Raw genomic sequence first — 18,920 nt, forward strand, 5'->3', positions numbered from 1 at the left:
AATTATCACGCCCGTCTGACACCCTACACCCCTTAAATCAGTAGGACTTTTCCTACATTTGTATTTTCTGCTTAAAAGTTCGACTATCAGACCCATAACAAAGTGAGAATCTGCCATTTCTACAAGCCTTATCCCTTGAATATGGTAATATTCGCCCTTATTTTTTGCTAAATTCTGACTATTCGGTGCAGCGGATTTTACATCCATTCGTTGCCTTCCTACATCTACAGAGATTTCATCATGAACTTCGATTTACAAATGATTCCAACGACCTTCGATATGCTTCATGCCGGTTTAGCTGCATCCAGCGTCCTTTTGCTGATCCTTGCGGTCTCACGCAAATCAAAAGTCATCGAAAAAGTTATCGAAAAGCCGGTTGAAAAAATCGTCGAAGTCGAAAAGCCGGTCGAGAAAATCGTCGAAGTGGAAAAAGTGGTTGAAGTAGAAAAAGTCATCGAGAAAGTGGTGGAAGTTGAATCGAAACTGGCCACTGCTTCTACCGATTCGGCGATGCAACTGCTTTCCCTATTCCAACAAGAAGCTCGCCTGATCGACTTCCTGAAAGAAGACGTCACCAGTTTCTCCGATGAAGAAGTGGGCGCCGCGGCACGTGTCATTCACTCTGGCGGCCAAAAAGTGCTGAAAGAGTACGTGGCGCTGACACCAGTTCGCAGCGAAGACGAAGAATCTCGCATTACCATCGCCGAAGGGTTTAACCCTCAAGAAGTTCGCCTGACAGGCAACGTGACGGGCCATGCGCCGTTTACGGGCACGCTGATCCACAAAGGTTGGAAAGCTGAATCCATGACGCTGCCAAAACTGGCTGAAAACTACGATGCTTCTATTATCGCCCCTGCTGAGGTCGAGCTGTAATGGACCAAAATATGTCTCACACTGAACACTCAGATACTGCCGCGAAATACAGCGTTGGTATCGACTTAGGTACCACCCACTGCGTGCTGTCATTCGTTGACACGCAAACCGAAGACGCCCGCGTTGAAGTGATGGCCATTCCACAAATGACTGCGCCCGGTACGGTTGAAGACCGCATGCAATTGGGCTCATTTTTGTATCAGCCCCACGAACATGAAATGTCTGCTGGCTCTCGTCGCCTGCCTTGGACGGACGAACCTAAAGCGCTGGTTGGTGCCATTGCACGTAACTTAGGCGCCAAAACACCCATTCGTTTGGTAGCGAGTGCAAAATCTTGGCTGTGCCACGGTGGAGTCAATCGCCGCGATGCGTTCTTGCCACAAGGCAGCCCGGAAGATGTTGCGAAGGTTTCACCCCTGCGCGCGACGGAATTGTATCTGGACCATTTGAAAGATGCGTGGAATCATGCCCATCCGCAGCACCCGCTGGCGGATCAAGAGGTGACGATTACCGTTCCGGCATCGTTTGACCCGGCTGCGCGCGATCTCACCGCAGAAGCCGCCCGTAACGTAGGCTTTACCCACCTAACGCTGCTCGAAGAGCCGCAAGCGGCGCTGTATAGCTGGGTCGACAACAGCAACGACGAATGGCGCAATGAAGTCAACGTGGGTGATGTTGTGCTGGTCGTCGATATCGGCGGCGGCACCACCGACTTATCGCTGGTGGAAGTCACTGAAGACGACGGCAACCTTACACTCAATCGTATTGCGGTGGGCGAACACATCCTTTTGGGCGGCGACAACATGGATTTGGCACTGGCGTACCGTTTGAAGATGAAACTGGCGCAAGAAGGCAAAGAGCTGCAACCTTGGCAAGTTCAAGCCATGACGCACGCCTGTCGTGATGCCAAAGAAGCGCTGCTCAGTGATGCTGAACTGCAATCCGTGCCGATCGTGGTGCCAAGCCGCGGTTCTAAACTGCTGGGCGCCACACTGAAAACAGAACTGACTAAGCAAGAAGTGCAGCAAACCTTGGTTGAAGGTTTCTTCCCACAAGTGGCCATCACAGAACATCCCGTTCAAAAACCGCGCGGCGCCCTGACACAAATGGGCCTGCCTTATGCACAAGATGCAGGCATCACCCGCCACATTGCCGCCTTCTTGGCTAAACAAGCCAACGCGCAAGGTCAGGCGGATGCCGCACCATTTAACATGGCTGGCATTCCGGGCATGCCGGCACCAAGTATTGAATTTATCAAGCCAACTGCGATTTTGTTTAACGGTGGCGTGCTGAAATCTGATCTGCTGGCGAATCGCCTGTTTAGTACCATTAACCAATGGCTGACCAGCGCAGACAGCCCGGTGGCAAAACGCCTGACCGGTTTGGATTTGGATCTCGCGGTTGCCAGCGGCGCGGCCTATTACGGCTCCGTTCGTCGTGGTCAAGGCGTGCGCATTCGCGGCGGGATTGCCTCAGCGTACTACGTGGGCATCGAGAGCGCGATGCCTGCCATTCCGGGCATGGCACCGCCAATGGAAGCCTTGTGTGTGGCACCGTTTGGGATGGAAGAAGGTTCCAGCGTGAACGTTCCTAGCCAAGAATTTGGTTTGGTCATTGGCCAGCCGGTGCACTTCCAGTTCTTTGGATCAACCGTTCGCCGCGATGATGTTGCGGGAACGCACCTTGATTACTGGGCACCAGACGAGCTAGAAGAGCTGCCAGAAATTCAGGTCACGCTCCCAGTTTCCGAAGGTCGCCGCGAAGGTGAAGTGGTGCCGGTCACGCTGGCGTCACGCGTCACTGAATTAGGCACCTTGTATCTTGAAGCCATCGCCTCGGATAACGGCCAAAAATGGCACGTGGAGTTCGATGTGCGAGAAGGCAATCAAGAGCAGCCGACTCAAGAACACCATCACTAAGTAAAACGGCACCTTTCGGGGTGCCGTTCCTCTATCTTGAAATCGAGGTTACCTATGACAACACCGCGCTTTCTGGTCGGGATCGATTTAGGAACGACCAACACCGTCGTTGCATTCTGTGAACTGAGCGATGATCTCGAAAACGCTCCGGTTGAGCTGTTTCCCATCGACCAATTGATTGGTCCGGGTGAAGTGGTTCGCAAACCACTCCTGCCCTCTTTCCGTTACCATCCTGCAGTTGGCCAAATTGCCGACAGCGATCTCACATTACCTTGGGAACCTCAACCCGTTGCAGGCGATCTGCCCCAAGTGATCGTCGGCCAATGGGCGCGCGATTTAGGCGCAAAAGTCGAAGGCCGCCAAGTCTCCAGTGCCAAAAGCTGGCTCTCCCATCAAGGCGTGGATCGCGAACAGCCGATTTTGCCTTGGGCCGGTGCTGCTGATGTCGAGAAAGTCTCGCCAGTGATTGCCAGCGCCAGCTATCTCAATCACATTCGCCAGGCATGGAACTATCGCCATCCGGGCAACCGACTGGAAGATCAAGACGTGGTGGTCACCGTACCAGCCTCGTTTGACGAAACCGCGCGTAAGCTCACCCTAGAAGCCGCACGTCTCGCGGGCTTGAGCCGCATTGTGCTGCTCGAAGAGCCGCAAGCGGTGTGTTACGACTGGTACGCTCGCCACAAAGCAACCGCCGCCGAACAACTGGCTAACTTGCCACTGATTTTGGTGTGCGATGTTGGCGGCGGAACCACCGACCTGAGCTTAATTGAAGCCAAATTCGAACACGATCAATTGGCGTTGAATCGTATCGGGGTTGGCGAACACTTGATGCTCGGCGGTGATAACCTCGATCTCGCCTTAGCGCACTTGGCCGAATCGCGTTTCAATCAGGGCAAGAAGCTGACGGCGTCCGGCTTAACCAAGTTGATTCAGCAAACGCGCCAAGCCAAAGAGAATTTGTTGTCGGCTCATGCCCCAGAGACGGTGAAAATCACCATGCTGGGCAGTGGCTCTAAACTGCTGGGCGGTACGAAAAGCATTCACCTCAGTAAAGAAGAAGTCCACCAAATCGCCTTGGATGGCTTTTTCCCGATTTCCGATTTCGATCAATTGCCCGATCAGCGCCGCAGCGCAGTGGTAGAATTTGGCCTGCCCTATGTCGCCGATCCTGCCGTCAGTAAACACGTGGCGGAGTTTTTGACTCAGCACCAACAGGTCTCGCACGCCGCACTGCAATTGGAAGATTCAAGCCAGCCTGCGATCCCGGTCGGCATCTTGCTCAACGGTGGCGTATTCAACAGCGACCTCATCACCGATCGCATGTTGTCGCTGCTTGAACATTGGCGCGGTGACGCGGTCACTCAGCTCGATAACCCGCATCCAGATTGGTCGGTGGCACTTGGCGCCGTGGCCTTTGGTAAAGCGCGCCGAGGAGCGCAACTTAAAATTGGCGGCGGCGCTGCCCGCTCCTACTTCCTGCATCTGCAAGAAAAGAATCGCATGGGCAAAGCCCTATGTCTGCTAGCGAAAGGCACGGAAGAAGGCCAAGAAATTCGACTCACCAGTCGCCGCTTTTCGCTCACATTGGGCGAGCCGGTTCGCTTTAACTTACTGACCTCGACCCACGATTCGCTCACCGATCATATCGCGGTGCAAAATGGGGTGTTGGTTGACATCGATGCTGACAAATTTCAGCCGCTGCCGCCATACATCACCACACTGCAAGGCGATGATTCGGTGCAGTTACACGCTAACCAAAAGCAACGCGTCGAAGTGCAGCTGGCTTGCCAGTTAACCGAAGTGGGCACGCTAAAAATCGAATGTGTCTCTGTAGACGACGAACACAAACGCTGGCTGATGGAATTTGAAGTTCGCCACGATGCCCGCTCATCAAGCGACGGCGATGCAGCGGAACACAAAACCGATCCGCGTTTAGAGCAGGCGAAAGAGCTCATCATCAAAACCTACAGTGGCAACAAAGCGAGCGCGGAAGCCGGCGCAGTCAAAACGCTGAGCAAAGATCTCGACAAATTGTTGGGGAAACGCGACGAATGGGACTTTTTAACGCTACGCAGCCTATTTGATTGCTTTGCTCAAGGACGCAAACGTCGTCGCCGCTCAGAACAACACGAGAAAAACTGGCTGCGCCTCGCGGGCTATACGCTGCGCCCGGGCTTTGGTGATGCCACCGACAGTTGGCGCATTGAGCAAATGTGGCCCCTTTACCAACAAGGGATTCAGTTCCAAAATCATCAAGGTTGGACGGACTGGTGGGTTTTCTGGCGCCGTGTAGCGGGCGGATTGAACCAAGAGCAACAAGAAGCCATTCTGGCAGACATCGCCAAGTACCTGCACCCGGGCGCATCACGGAACCCGAAATCGGTGAAAGAAGCGCAAGACAAAGGGTACGAAGCCATGGTGCGTTTGGCCGCATCATTGGAACATCTGGATGTGGAAGATAAAGTGTTGCTGACCAGTTGGTTCATCAGCAAAGCGATTCACCAAAACCAGTTTGAGCAAGCGCACTGGTGGGCCGTTGGTCGCCTTGCCGCTCGCACGCCGCTCTATGGCAGCGCGCACAACGTGATCCCTCGCGAACAAGTTCAACAATGGCTGCCAAAACTGATGACTGAGAATTGGGCGAAAGAGCCGATGATCGCGTTTGCCGCAGTGATGATTTGCCGTAAAACGGGTGACCGCGCGTTGGATATTTCGGACGATTTGCGTACTCAAGTTCTCGATAAACTTAAGCAGAGTAAAGTGCCGGATTCTTGGGTCACTTTGGTGGCAGAAGTCGCCGAATTAACGGAAAGCGAATCGAAGCGCGTATTTGGTGATGCCCTGCCAAGCGGCCTGATGCTGCTGCCGCATTAAACGCAAAAGAGCCAGCAACGCTGGCTCTTATTTTTTCAATGGCAACACAACACGAAAGGTCTGGGACAAAGTCCATCACACCAGCGAGACCAAGCGATTTCGCCCTTTGCCTTTCGCATCGTATAACGCGATGTCGGCCTGCTTGAGAGCCTGATGCAAATGCTGTTCGGACGCCACCGACGCCATGCCAATACTTACCGTCAGATCGACATGATGACCGTAGATTTCCATCGCATGATTCGCAACCTCGTGGTTAAAGCGTTCCAGTTTAAATCGGGTTTCTTCAATACTGCCCGCCAACAACACCACGAACTCTTCGCCGCCATACCGAGCCACCAAATCGTGACGAAACTGGCGATGCATGAGCTGTGCAATCGCTTCAAGCGCGCGATCGCCCACATCATGTCCAAAGCTGTCGTTCACCTGTTTGAAATGGTCCACATCAATAATCGCGATCGTGTAGTGCGCTTTGGCCTGCTTAAGTCGTCGTTCGGCCTGTTCCATAAAGTAACGACGATTAAATATCCCCGTTAACTCATCGTGAATTGCGCGATGATAGTGCCATTCGATTTCATCGTAGAAGAATAGAGACAACATCGCCCCTAAGCTCACGATAGTCAGCAGGTTTTGCCCCACCACCACGCCACTTAAGAAGTAGACTTTTGAGTGAAACTGGTGAAAGAGAAACATCGGTAAGAAGACAAACAGGCTCGACAACAGCAAGCAGGTCGCGAGTAATTTTTCGCCGCTACTGTTTTTTTTCATGAAGCGGAATGTTAGCCACACGCTGGTCAGGTGCACCGCAGAATAACTGACGGCTGCAAGATTGATCCGCCAATCAAAATGCTCGGGGAACTGTTGCAGCAACCAAAGTTGCACGCAGGTATAAGCAATGATATGTGTTGCTGCGAAGCTCATGAGTCGTGGCGTAATTGGCCGTTTAAACCAACTCATCACACCAAAAAGCAACATATAGGTGACGGTTTGGTAGAGGAAGTTGTTACTCACAACGACCAGCTCAATCGGTACCCATCCGCGCATCGTTGTGGTCGCAAACGCTAACGAAAACAACAAAAAATAGGCGGCAAACCAACCCGCCGCAGAGACTTTATGGTGCGTCAGTTTGCGTCTGAGTAACCAGAGGAAGATGCAAGCAATGATACTGCAGATAACGTTATTGAGTATCGTTGCAAACTTTAGAACATCAATATCAAGCAAAATAGTTTACTTCCAATCAATCTTTCGAGACGCATCTCGTTGTTATCGTTTTTTGTGGATTTTAATGCGCTTTGACCACGTCCGTCAGCACTGATCACAAGAAAGTACCAACGAACTATTGATGTCACCAATAGTAGCGCTGAACGACCTGTTATTACCAAGACTTTCTCATTACGACGAAAAAATGTTCGATTTATGCTCGCAATGTTGCGTGAAAGCAGGATAGAATACGCGCCCTCGCTCAATTATTGATAATAATGACTACAATAACGTCAGAGCGGCGGTATATTGCATACCGATCACAACGTCTTCGCTGGAAAAACAATCAACGGCTTTGTCTTAGCTCAAGTCACTTGAGCAAAAAACGTTTTAATTTCGTATTCGATTTTCGAATCACTCGTTGGGTTATTGCAGTCAATGAATCAAGACAAATTTATGCACATTTATCGTTTGCCGGGTTCAATCCAGATTCGCATTGGAAAATGGCAAGCGACATTTCGTGGCACCTCTGATTTGGTGTTGCATGATGCGTTGGTGCTGCGCAATCAGCGGTATCAAAAAGCCGACTTTCTGCCACGTGGATGGTGTCTAACACCGTTTTCGGAGGATGACATTTCGATCACGCATCATGGCAGCTATCTTCAAACGACAATCTTAACCATGCTCGATCGAAAAGTTGCCTATAAACGAGTTTACCTGTCGCGTATCCCGCTGGAACAAGCGGAGCCAGCAATCCGCGCGTTTAAGGTGGAATGGATGCGCAAATACAATCGCGTGGCGAAAAAGTACAACCAGATCAAGAAAAAAGAGCTGTTGCGTTTTGCGCGCGAAGAAGAGGAAACGCTCTATCCGTCGATTCCTAAAGGGGAATTTGATAAAGCCTTATGGAATCGCTTAGTCGTCTCTGAGTTGGGGCCTGCCAAGAAATTCAACAATCCTTACTTCGTGGGTAAAGCGGATTTCTGATCATCCCAACTTCGAGCTGTCTTCATCACAGCCCTGATGAAGAAGTGGACAAAAAAAACGGTTGCCCTCCGCACTTTTGGCCTTGTACATCGCTTCATCGGCCAAGCGTAACAAGGCCACCATATCCTGACTCTGGTCGGGATACAGGCTGATACCAATACTGACACCGACGCTCACCGGCTCTCCGCACACCTCCATCGGCTGGCTTAATTGCTCAATCAACCGTTCTGTTTTCGCCGTTATCCCTTCAAAGTCTTTGATCAGATTCAGACACACCACAAACTCGTCACCGCCAAAGCGGCCACAAAAGTCCGATTCACGAATGTTCTGCTCTAACCTTGCCCCAATCTGCATCAGCACTTCATCTCCCACATCATGGCCTTTGCTGTCATTGATCGCTTTAAATTTGTCTAAGTCGATAAACAACAGCGCGAGCTTCACACCAGTGCGGTTGGCATGCACGATGGCATCGTGCAAGTGTTCTTTGAACGCGCGGCGATTGAGCATGCCCGTCAACGGATCTTTTTCCGACAGAAATCTTAACTGCTCTTTTTGCTGCTCTAGTTTGGCCGTCTGCCTAGCGACCTCGTGTTGCAACTCTTCGCGCGTCACAATCGAGCTTTGCAGCGACTCTTTCATGCGATTGAAGAACTGCGCCAAGGTGACAAACTCAGAATCTTGTTGATGAATCGACAAACGACTACTTAAGTCCCCCTGCGCCAGCTCAGCAATCCCCTGCTTTAACGTCGCAAACCCATGACGCACACGTTTTAAAATCATAAATGCAATCACGGACACAATGACCGAAAAGACCAGAAGGTGCAGCGCACTGGTCATCAACGCCGAACGTTGGCTTTCCGCGCTCTTTTCTAACACCACTTTTTGCAGGTACAACAACTCTTCCGTCATATTCTGCACCAACATGTTGTAGCGTGAATGCAGCAGTTCACTGGCGCCGACAAAGTCACTTGATGAGGTGCGACGGTCATAATCAAGTTCTCGTTCCTGACGCAGTAACGCCGCCAAGCTGCCATTCATTCGCGCTAGGTTTTGAATGTTGTTTTCAAACTCTGGATTTTTCGACAGCTTGGCCGAGAGATTTTGCTGCGCGATATACACCTGATCGAGGCTGTTGGCATCGTCATACTGCAGGAAGATCCACAATTGACTGCGCAGCATGTCGACACTGCGTTGAATCTGCATGATTTGCGTCAGTTCGCTCTGAGTACGCTTTTGTTCTTGCGATAAATCCCACAGCGAATACGCGATTAAAATGGCCAACATTGATGTCGCAACAAATAGCAGCGTCAATTTACGTGAAACAGAGTGAATCATTTGAATGACACCTCCGTTTGCAACACTTGCTCCAGCGGCTCGGAGACAAAGTAACGCCGATAATCAGGTAACGAGCCATCAACAAGGTTATTCTCAATCGCCCAACGCGCTTGAAGTTGAATGTTCGACAGCAGCGCATTCCCCAGCGACAAGCGAAAGGCGTAATCTTGCCACGACCATTCCAATTGATGTTCACGAATGTTGAGTGAATTGGCCACCCAGTAGCGCGCTTGATCCGGGTTGTCGTTCATCCAAGCAATCGCCTGTTTAAGCGCTTCAAGCAGCCGAATCGATTCATCATCACTTTGTTCAACGCGGTCTTTCATCGTCATTAAGTTAAACGACAGATTGTAAATGCCAACCAAGCCCAGATTGATCACCTTGGAGGACGACGTCATCTCGGTACGGTAACCCCAAGGCTCCCACACCGAAATCGCATCCACCTTAAACCCATACAATGCCTGATTGAGCTGATCCGGTGTCAGATAGACCTTTTCCAAATCCAAATGCTTCAAGTTATTGGCGATCAACACAGAATCAAAATAAAACTCACTGGAACTGGCTTTAATCACGCCAACTTTCTTACCTTTCAAATCTTGAATGCCATTGATGTCTCGGTTTTCTAACGTCAACAGTTTGAGATCGTTATCTGAGCTGACAAAGCTGGCGAGCAATACGAAATCTTGGCGTTCAAAACTCTTGAACATCGCCACCGATTCCGATGCCGTGGCGTAATCAACATCCGCACGGAACAAAGATTCCGCGCACGCCACGCCGCCGCTACATGGGACTAGCTCAACATGAAGCCCTTGGCGTTGGAACAATTTCAGTTGTGAGGCAATAAAGAAAGGCGATGACAGCGGGGTTTGTGAAACGGCAATGCGAATATGAGGTTGATTGGTTGAAGGTTTCGCAGCTTCACCTCGCCAGTAGAAATAAGCAGATGCAATCACCGAGAGCGCAACGCATGCACCCACGACCATATATCGTCTCAAGCCTTTAGACTTGCTCTCCATTCGAGCCCCTGACGGTTGTGTCCACTGTAGTATTACTTAGCAGTTTAGTCGGTTATTTGTGCCCTGCATGCAACAATAAGCATTCATTCACTTAAGTGTTTAAAACCATTGATCTTAAATTAGACAAAATTATTCATCGTCTTGAAGTGCAACCGAAAAAAGCCCCATTTACAGAATGGGGCTCCTTAACGTTAATGTTGAGTATCTGAAGGATTGTGTCCGAAATCCGCTTGTTTGTAGATGTCTGCTAACGATTTCGGTTTAGATGAATGAGATTTACGATGGCGTTTAGGTTCGAACTCTTGTTCGACGTGTTTCAATGTTTCTTCATGCTCTCTAGCAGATTGAATGAACTCCGGGTTAGACATCGCCTCTTGGCGCAGGCGGTTAACGCGTTCTAGTGTATCCCACAACATAGAAGACCTCCTTTACCACTGTTTATGTATACAGCATAGTAAAGTGGCATAGGAAGTCAAGAAAAACACTGTGTACTTAACCAGTGCTTCTTCGGTTTATGAGAAGGATCAACGATAGAAGAAAAAGAACAAGCGAAGTAAATTATCTTCTGCTACAGTTAGTTAGATCACTACACTGCAACATCGTCGTATAACGGGATGTGCGTCAGCGCAGTGACTTCATCGATGTACTGTCGCACTCGTGCTGGAAACTCGATGCCTTTCACGACCGTTAAATTGCGCAGCGTCGGATACATGTTCACATCATCATAGTTCAGTGTGTGGCCTCGCTCTGAAGGCAGAACTAGCCAATCCAGTTGCGCCAATAACGCGTTCATGGGCGCTAGAAATTCCGCGCTCTTTGCATACGCATCGTCGAAACTCATGCCAATCATGGCCGATTTATTTTTGGTATACCACGCTTTCGCTTCGGGTTGTTGAAACTCAGGCAACTCAATCATCATCCAACGCGGGTGAACCAATGGGCCATTAAACGGCGTAATTTGACGTTGCCACTCTGCAATTTTTTCCCCCTGCTGTGCAACAGCCAATCTCGGCTGGCCATCAAACGCATCCAAATACGCCGCGATATCTAAACTCTCGGCCATGTAGCTGCCATCCGGCTTTTGCAGAATCGGAACCATGTTGGCGCCCACTTTTTCAATGCGAGCATCAACATCATGGTTTTGTAGATAGACCCACTCGACATCAACGTTCTTATAAGCCGCCACCATCATGGCTTTAATGCAGTACGGGCAATGTTGAAAAACAAACAGTTTCATAATCGATCCTTAGCCAGTTGAATTGCTTTCAGTCTAACGACTCAAGGGGAAAACTCAACATAACATGATGATTGATAAATCAATTCGCCATGTTAGTAAAGCAATCCACCCAGCATCGGCGGAAGCAGAACTCCGCCGCACCGATGCCGTTGGCTCGTCCCAGTTTATCGAGAAATAATTCACAGAGAATTAATTCACAACGAAATGAGCGATGCGACGTGACGCAAGCATTGTCTCGCCGCCGGGCTGATGCCTGCGAGTTGGAAAAATCCGTGGATCACCCCCAAATAGCGCTGACAATGAACCTCGACACCTTTACGACTCAGTAAACCGTAGAGCTGCTCGCCTTCGTCGCGCAGCGGATCGCATTCCGCGGTCAAGATGTGCGTGGTCGGCAGGCCAGCCAGATCATCACATTTCAGCAGATTGAGCTCATCTCGGTTCATCTGCTGACCTGCGTAAAGCTCAAAGCCCGACATAAGCATGGCTTTGGTGATGACATAGTCTTCGCCAAAGGTTTGATAACTGCCTGAACTGCCCGTCGGATCCAGCATCGGATAAATCAAGATTTGCTGCTTTGGCAGCCACTGCCCTTGGCGTTTTAAACGCAGACTCGTCGCCAAAGCCAAATATCCGCCAGCACTGTCGCCCAAAAGCGTGATGCTTTGCGCGTCCCCACCCAGCAGCGCCGCGTTGTGATAAACCCACTGCGCAGCTTCATACGCATCATCGTGCGCGGCAGGATAAGGATGCTCAGGCGCCAAACGATAACTCACCGCCACCACAATCGACCCGCTGAGCATCGCCAACGTTGCCAGTTGTTGGTGATGCGTCGCAAAGCCACCACTGACAAAGCAGCCCCCATGATAATAAAGCGCAATGGCAGAATTCAGTTGCGTTGCCCGACGATAAATCCGCAGTGTGAGGTCACCAACTTGGCGCTCTTCCACACGGATGCCGGCAGGCACATCGCCAGCCAGCACCGCACTGGCTTCATACCCTGCTCGACGCTCAGCAACCGACGGTAAAGGTGCATGTTTCACTCTGTTGGCGAGAAATTCCTCAACCAATGTGGCGATGCCACGCTCTAAATTTGGTGTTGACGTTGATGTCATCCTTCGTGTTCTCTGTCGCAAAATTTTGGTTATTGTACGCAAAGACAAACAACTGTATAAATATACAGATCACAATTTTTCAGCACGAATTGGCAAAACCAAGAAAAGAAATCGTCTAGAAACAAAAAAGGCTGACAAGCGGCCATGCATTGTCAGCCCGAATTTCACCGTTGAACACCGCCACAAGCGAGACTAGAACGCTAATCCTAATGCATGCAAACGCGCACGCGCATCTTGAGCGGTCGCAAACTGGAAGGCGTGAAATCCCTGCTCAATCGCGCCTTGCACATTGGCGGGCATGTCATCCATAAATACTGACTCATGCGGAATAATGTTTTGGCTTTGCGCTAAATGTTGATAGATGCGCGGATCTGGCTTGAGCAATCCACATTCGCTGGAGACCACTGCACCGGTAAATTTCGGCCAGAAGTCATACGTGGTTTTCAGGTGTGCCACAATCTCATTCACATTATCTGTCAGCGCATACAAGGTGTAACCTGCACTCAGTAAGTCATCCATCAAAACCTGGGTGCCATCAATCAGCTGTTGTGTCGCTTTAATGTAGTGAAACAGGGTCTCGAGCTCCGTAGGCTCAATGCCAAGCGTGTGGTGAAACTTCACCTGCGCTTGTTGCTCGGTGTAATGACCTTTATTGAGGTCTCGCCAAATTTCGCTATGGAACAATAATTTAGCTCGTTCTTTCGCCTGCTCTGTTTCGCCAAAGGTTAACGCAGAAATTTCTGCAGGTGCCCATTTTACAATGACGTTTCCAATATCAAACACCACATTTTTTATCGCCATATACGCCTCCTGATTTAGCGTCGAGTCTAGCGCAGATTGATGACCAGATGTTGAAGACTCGCTCGCATTTGGGGATTTGACACAAGCAAAAAACCGCTCCGAAGAGCGGTTTGATGACCGTAAAGAAAAACTACGCGCCTTGTGGCGGTGTGAATGCTGTCAGCGGTAGCGCTTCACCTTGCCATTTTTCGATTTTAACCAGTGACGAGTTACCCGCACAGCCATTCGCCAAACGAGAAGACGGAATGTCTGCCGTCAACACGTTACAACCGCCGTTCTTACAGATACCGTGTGGTTTATCAAAATCAGGCCATGCGCCTTCGTGGATACACACCGAACCTTGCTTGATGCCATCTGTAATGAGCGCGCCCACCAAGACTTGGCCACGATCGTTAAACGCTCGCACCAAATCGCCATCCGCAATGCCACGTGCTTTCGCGTCGTCTGGATGGATCCAAATCGGCTCGCGGTTGGCAACGGCATACAGTTCACGCAGCTTAGCGTAGTTGAGCTGGCTATGAAGACGGTGCGCTGCGTGTGAGGTCATCAGTTGCAGCTCGCCATCTTTGGCATTCCCCACCCACTCGGTTGGCGGTAGCCACGTTGGATGAGGAGGGCAATCTTTGTAGCCAAAGCTTTCAATGGTTTTCGAGAAGATTTCGATCTTGCCGCTTGGCGTACCCAGCGGATTGAGGATCGGATTTTCGCGGAAGTCTTTATAACGCACGAACTTCGCGTTCTCTTCGTTCCATTTCATTTCAATCAGTTGGTTCTGTTTCCAGAAGTAGCTGAAGTTAGGCATTGCCACACGGTTTGCTCGACCAATTTTCTGTGCGTCTTTGTAGAAACCGGCCAACCATTCCATCTCCGATTTGCCTTCCATGTACACATCTCGACCGCCCGGTTTGAGCAGCTCGGCCATGTCAGCAAACACATCCAAATCGCTTCGCGCTTCGAATTGCGGCTCAATCACCTGCTTCATTGGCACCAAGTGTTGGTTACTGTAGTCGCCGGTCATAGTGAGGTCGTTGCGCTCAAATGACGTCGTGATGGGCAATACGATATCGGCATGTTTTGCTGCCGCCGTCCAATACGGTTCAGAGATAACAATCAGCTCCGGCTTTTGCCACGCTTTGATCAGACGGTTGGTGTCTTGGTGGTGAGTAAAGTTGGCACCGCCCGCCCACCAGATCATTTTCACTTCAGGGAACGTGCGCTCATGGCCGTTGTGTTGATATTTTCCGCCTGGATTTTCCAGCGCTTCCACGATACGTGCAACCGGGAACGCATTGACTGCGCCCGAAACGGCCCAATCGTTCCCCGCCGAAGATGACCCTGAAATTTCAGCAGAAATCGCCGGTAACACACCAGCGTTGCGTGTTGGGTTACCGCCATTAGAATAATGGTAAGAGAAACCAAAACCACCGCCCGGCAAGCCAATTTGACCCAACATCGCCGCCAATGTAACCAGCATCCAGTGTTTCTGTTCACCGTATTGCTGGCGTTGAATGCCCCAACCGGACATGATCATGGTGCGGTTTTGACTGAAAATATCCCCCAACAACTCAAGCTGTTTCGCGGGCACGCCACAAATGCTTTCTGCCCACTGCGGTGTTTTCTCAACGCCATCGGATTGACCCAGCAGGTACGCTTCAAACTTGTCGTAACCTGAGGTGTATTTGCTCAAAAACTCCACATCATGTTGTTTCTTCGCCACCAATGAATGTGCCACACCCAACAGCATCGCCACGTCCGTGCCCGGATGTGGTGCCAACCATTGCACTTTGTCGCCAAAGAATTCAATAGTTTCAGAGCGCATTGGATCAATCGCAATAATCGTTTTGTTGGATTTTTGCAGTTGATGGAAGAACTCAAGGCCAGCACCATCGGTACTCAGCCAAGAGATTTTGAGTGTGTTGATTGGGTTGAGTCCCCAAAGCACGACGACATCCGAATGTTCCATGATCATCGGGTACGTGGTTTGTTGCTCATAAACTTCAATCGAACCCACAACATGCGGCATGATGACTTGCGCGGCGCCCGTTGAGTAGTCACCCAAGTGACCCGAATAACCGCCCGCCATACTCATGTAACGTTGCAGCAAAGTTTGCGCTTTGTGCAAAATGCCACTCGAACGCCAACCGTAAGATCCTGCAAACACTGACTCCGCACCATACTGCTTACGAATGCGCATTTGCTGCTTATGGATCAATTGATACACCTGCTCCCAAGTTACGCGGACAAACTCATCGTCGCCACGAGTGCCTTGCGGTTTAGATGGGTTTGCGAGGTATCCTTTACGAACCATTGGGTATTTGACGCGAGCCTGCGTGTGCGCTTGATCCGGCGCAGACGATTGCAGGCTGTTTTCCACGGTTTGTGGCAGTGCGTTGGTCGATGACACGATTTTGCCATCTTTCACTTCAACCAACATGGCGCCCCAGCGACCCGCTGTTAATACAGCCGAACCACTGCGCTCGTTCGCGAAAACAGGCATCGGTGCAACAGAAGAGATAGCAAAAGCGCCCGCTGTCATACCTGCACCTTTCAGAAAACTTCGACGTGTGATAGTTGTCATCACTGAATCCTTATACTGGTTATTGAGCGGCATCTTTTGCGTTGTATTGGAAGTACTTAGTCAGAATCTCTAAGTCTTCTTTGCTGATCGATGTGCGATCACCCATGCTCTTCGCAACCGCAGGCCATGCGTTGACAGTAAAGTGTTCACTTGGGATTTTGGCGTGACACGTTGAACAGTACACATTGTCTAGCTGCTCTGCGTAAGACCATAGAGAATCCACTTTCGCCAACACTGGCGTTTCGATGTCGCCTTGCAACTCAACTTGGCGCCATTGATTACCGTAATCGTCTTCTTTGTACTCACCTGTCTTCAACGCTTTTTGACCCGCGTCTGTCAAGATCGCGACCACAGCACGTTTGCCTTGGCCCATATACAGAACCTGCTCAGCCCCTTGCATTTGGTAAGCCTGCATCGTTACGGTACGTTTGCCATCGTGATCGCTCACCACCGCCAGTTTGGTCGCCGGATTGATGGTGCCCAAATCGCCAATTGGCGTGACTTGAAGGGTGAAGACTTCTTTTGCCGTGGTTGGCGTGAGTTTGGCTTCATCCACCAAATGCGCCAGTGCTTGGCTGTCCATTTTCACTTCAGGAAGAATGTGCGCGACCCCTTTGTGACAATCAATACAGGTTTGATTATTTTCAATCCCATATTGGTGCATTTTCTGCGCTTCAGGTGACTGGTCGTAAGTTTCCATCGCGTCTTCAGTGTGACAAGAACGGCACGTCACAGAGTCATTCGCTTTTAACTGCGCCCAGACCATCTCCGCCATTTCTGCGCGATGTGCCTCGTATTTTTCATCGGTACTGATCTTTTTGGTGATGAATTCGTGGTAGATATCTTTGGATGCGCGAATTTTGGTGATTAAGTAATCGATGGTATCGGTCGGAATATGACAGTCTGCACATTCAGCGCGAATACCCTTCGCATTGGTGAAATGAACCGAACCTTGATATTCCTTATAAGGTGTATCCATAGTGTGACAAGAAACACAAAACTCGGTACTCGACGTTTTTTCTAAGATGGCATGCGTTACGCCAAGTGATAGCCAACCAATGACAACACCAATGACGAGAACAAGCACTATAGCGCCTTTTTTTATACTCATTTTTCCTCACAAATCTGTGGTGGGGATGATTTCCAGTGAAGCCTAATTCGATGATCTGAACAGAGTTGCGAGTGCGACCCTACCCCTTAGGGTTAGGCTTTCTAATAGTAGTCAATCGATAGCATAGGTGAATGTGATTCACATCACTTTTTGTACCAGAATCAAATTATCGCAAAACAATTTGCGCTGATTTCTCAGTTCTTATACGAATAAATCGGGTTACAGAAGAGAATTTGAGAGAAATAGGTAGAGAAATGAAAGGTATAGCGGTAATCGAAATGAAGAAAATAACGATAAAAAAATGCAGCGATAGTGCGCGAATGCAATCGCCACTATCACTGCATCAAGTCAATCTGTCTTAGCAAAAATTATTGGTTTTGTTTTGCAACCAATGCAGCCATCACGGCTTCACGATGTTCCAAATAATCATTTAAGCCGACTTTGCGTAGATGACACGACGGGCAATCGCCACAGCCATCCCCCATGATGCCGTTGTAACACGTCAGTGTTTCATGACGCACCAGCTCCAGCGCGCCATTTTGATCCGCCATAGCCCAGGTTTCAGCTTTATTTAACCACATCAACGGCGTGCAAATCTCCAGTTCACGATCCATCCCCAAGACCAACGCACTGTTCATCGCTTTGACAAAGTCATTGCGGCAATCGGGATAGCCCGAAAAATCGGTTTCACACACACCCGTGATCACGGTTTGCGCGCCGATTTGGTAAGCATAAATGCCCGCCAGCGTCAGAAACAGAATGTTGCGGCCTGGGACAAATGAGTTAGGCAGGCCATTTTCTTGCAGTTCGTTGGACACCGGAATGTCATCGCGCGTCAGTGAGCTGATCGCCAATTCGTTCAACAGCCCCACATCCATCACTTTGTGCGCTTTCACACCGAGTTTTTTCGCCAGCGTTTGAGCCACTTCGATTTCCAATTTATGGCGCTGCCCGTAATCAAACGTAATCGCATGCACTTCATCAAACTCTTTCAACGCTTGAACCAGACAGGTGGTTGAGTCCTGACCGCCGCTAAAGACGACAACTGCTTTTTTCATTCTACGATTCCTTTACGCAATACTGAGATATTTGTGGGTTTGGATCGACAAGCGCCAGTTACGCGCGATGCAGGTATCAATACACAATTGCGTTGCACGTGGCTTTTGGCTAATCGGTTGAAGCGCGACCACCGTCGTTGCCGGCACACCCGCGCGCGCTAAAAGTTGGTCTAAGTTATCGATGTCTTTCTCTGTTGCCACAGGGTGCTTGATCTCGTTGGCGCGTTGCAGCGCCACATCCACCACAGGCAGTTTGCCTTTCATGGCCACTTTTGGTGACACTGTCACCCAAGTGTTTTCCGTTGCTTGTACCGCAAATGTGCCGCTGGTTTCGATCTGACAACGGCAACCGATCGCTTCAAACGCTTGGGTCAATGGCACGAGATCATAGATACAAGGTTCGCCACCTGTGATCACGATATGTTTGGCCGTATAACCTTGAGCACGATATCGTTCGATGATCTGCTGCGCAGATGCCGAACACCAGTTCGGATTGTCTTCTGTCTTGACCAGAATTTCATCAAATGAACGCTCATCAGCGGGCGCCGCATCCCACGTTTGTTTGGTATCGCACCACGCACAACCGACAGGACATTCTTGCAGACGAACAAAAACCGCAGGCACGCCGGTAAACACGCCCTCGCCCTGAATCGTCTCAAACATTTCGTTTACTTTATACAAGGTAAAATTGCCTAACTTGTTATCCAAAAATTGCAGGTCGCTGACCTTAAAGGATGCGTTCGTGAAGGTCAATTTAAAACCGACGTGACTCGCATAAAAAGCGCCGATAGATCCTTCAAACCTGACTCAAACATA

Annotated in this window: 15 protein-coding genes; 4 read left to right on the plus strand and 11 right to left on the minus strand. The window is 49.9% G+C overall.

What is annotated here, in order from left to right:
* Window positions 1–240 precede the first annotated feature (240 nt).
* The 3 genes from VFA_RS07235 to VFA_RS07245 are packed head-to-tail and all read left to right on the plus strand — an operon-like array spanning window position 241 to window position 5,669.
* Window positions 241–873: a DUF2760 domain-containing protein gene (locus tag VFA_RS07235; RefSeq protein WP_004726060.1), complete on the plus strand. Its 633-nt coding sequence runs from the start codon at window positions 241–243 to the stop codon at window positions 871–873.
* A gap of 11 nt (window positions 874–884) precedes the next feature.
* Window positions 885–2,792 (plus strand): Hsp70 family protein, encoded by a 1,908-nt coding sequence (locus VFA_RS07240; protein ID WP_115333241.1) that lies wholly within the window; start codon window positions 885–887, stop codon window positions 2,790–2,792.
* A gap of 54 nt (window positions 2,793–2,846) precedes the next feature.
* The gene (locus tag VFA_RS07245) at window positions 2,847–5,669 is read left to right on the plus strand and encodes an Hsp70 family protein (protein WP_004726062.1); all 2,823 of its coding nucleotides are present in this window, start codon (window positions 2,847–2,849) and stop codon (window positions 5,667–5,669) included.
* 75 nt (window positions 5,670–5,744) lie between these two features.
* Here the strand turns inward: VFA_RS07245 and VFA_RS07250 are convergent, their stop codons facing one another.
* Window positions 5,745–6,887, minus strand: coding sequence for a GGDEF domain-containing protein (locus VFA_RS07250; protein WP_038151189.1), 1,143 nt, complete (start codon window positions 6,885–6,887; stop codon window positions 5,745–5,747).
* A 417-nt stretch (window positions 6,888–7,304) separates the two neighbouring features.
* Here VFA_RS07250 and VFA_RS07255 point away from each other — a divergent pair, with 417 nt between their 5' ends.
* A complete protein-coding gene (locus tag VFA_RS07255; RefSeq protein WP_004726064.1) occupies window positions 7,305–7,853 on the plus strand; it encodes an MSHA operon transcriptional regulator in 549 nt (182 codons plus the stop codon).
* Here the strand turns inward: VFA_RS07255 and VFA_RS07260 are convergent, their stop codons facing one another.
* The 10 genes from VFA_RS07260 to queE form a co-directional block, all read right to left on the minus strand.
* Window positions 7,854–9,188 (minus strand): diguanylate cyclase domain-containing protein, encoded by a 1,335-nt coding sequence (locus VFA_RS07260; protein ID WP_004726065.1) that lies wholly within the window; start codon window positions 9,186–9,188, stop codon window positions 7,854–7,856.
* Window positions 9,185–10,171, minus strand: a complete 987-nt coding sequence (locus VFA_RS07265) for an ABC transporter substrate-binding protein (RefSeq protein WP_004726066.1) — start codon at window positions 10,169–10,171, stop codon at window positions 9,185–9,187. The genes VFA_RS07260 and VFA_RS07265 overlap by 4 nt, the downstream gene beginning before the upstream one ends.
* A gap of 224 nt (window positions 10,172–10,395) precedes the next feature.
* Window positions 10,396–10,620: a hypothetical protein gene (locus tag VFA_RS07270; RefSeq protein WP_004726068.1), complete on the minus strand. Its 225-nt coding sequence runs from the start codon at window positions 10,618–10,620 to the stop codon at window positions 10,396–10,398.
* Window positions 10,621–10,790: 170 nt separating this feature from the next.
* Window positions 10,791–11,441 carry a glutaredoxin 2 gene (gene grxB, locus VFA_RS07275; protein ID WP_004726069.1) on the minus strand — a complete coding sequence of 217 codons (651 nt, stop codon included), beginning with the start codon at window positions 11,439–11,441 and terminating at the stop codon, window positions 10,791–10,793.
* A gap of 194 nt (window positions 11,442–11,635) precedes the next feature.
* Window positions 11,636–12,556: an alpha/beta hydrolase gene (locus VFA_RS07280; RefSeq protein ID WP_004726071.1), complete on the minus strand. Its 921-nt coding sequence runs from the start codon at window positions 12,554–12,556 to the stop codon at window positions 11,636–11,638.
* Window positions 12,557–12,748: 192 nt separating this feature from the next.
* Window positions 12,749–13,357 (minus strand): HAD family hydrolase, encoded by a 609-nt coding sequence (locus tag VFA_RS07285; RefSeq protein ID WP_004726072.1) that lies wholly within the window; start codon window positions 13,355–13,357, stop codon window positions 12,749–12,751.
* A 130-nt stretch (window positions 13,358–13,487) separates the two neighbouring features.
* Window positions 13,488–15,935: a molybdopterin guanine dinucleotide-containing S/N-oxide reductase gene (locus VFA_RS07290; protein ID WP_004726073.1), complete on the minus strand. Its 2,448-nt coding sequence runs from the start codon at window positions 15,933–15,935 to the stop codon at window positions 13,488–13,490.
* A gap of 19 nt (window positions 15,936–15,954) precedes the next feature.
* Window positions 15,955–17,046, minus strand: a complete 1,092-nt coding sequence (locus VFA_RS07295) for a NapC/NirT family cytochrome c (RefSeq protein WP_038151193.1) — start codon at window positions 17,044–17,046, stop codon at window positions 15,955–15,957.
* 368 nt (window positions 17,047–17,414) lie between these two features.
* Window positions 17,415–18,104, minus strand: a complete 690-nt coding sequence (queC, locus tag VFA_RS07300) for a 7-cyano-7-deazaguanine synthase QueC (protein ID WP_004726075.1) — start codon at window positions 18,102–18,104, stop codon at window positions 17,415–17,417.
* Window positions 18,105–18,116: 12 nt separating this feature from the next.
* The gene (queE, locus tag VFA_RS07305) at window positions 18,117–18,767 is read right to left on the minus strand and encodes a 7-carboxy-7-deazaguanine synthase QueE (RefSeq protein WP_038151196.1); all 651 of its coding nucleotides are present in this window, start codon (window positions 18,765–18,767) and stop codon (window positions 18,117–18,119) included.
* Window positions 18,768–18,920 lie beyond the last annotated feature (153 nt).

It is taken from the genome of Vibrio furnissii CIP 102972 (assembly GCF_000176175.1).
Taxonomy (GTDB): domain Bacteria; phylum Pseudomonadota; class Gammaproteobacteria; order Enterobacterales; family Vibrionaceae; genus Vibrio; species Vibrio furnissii.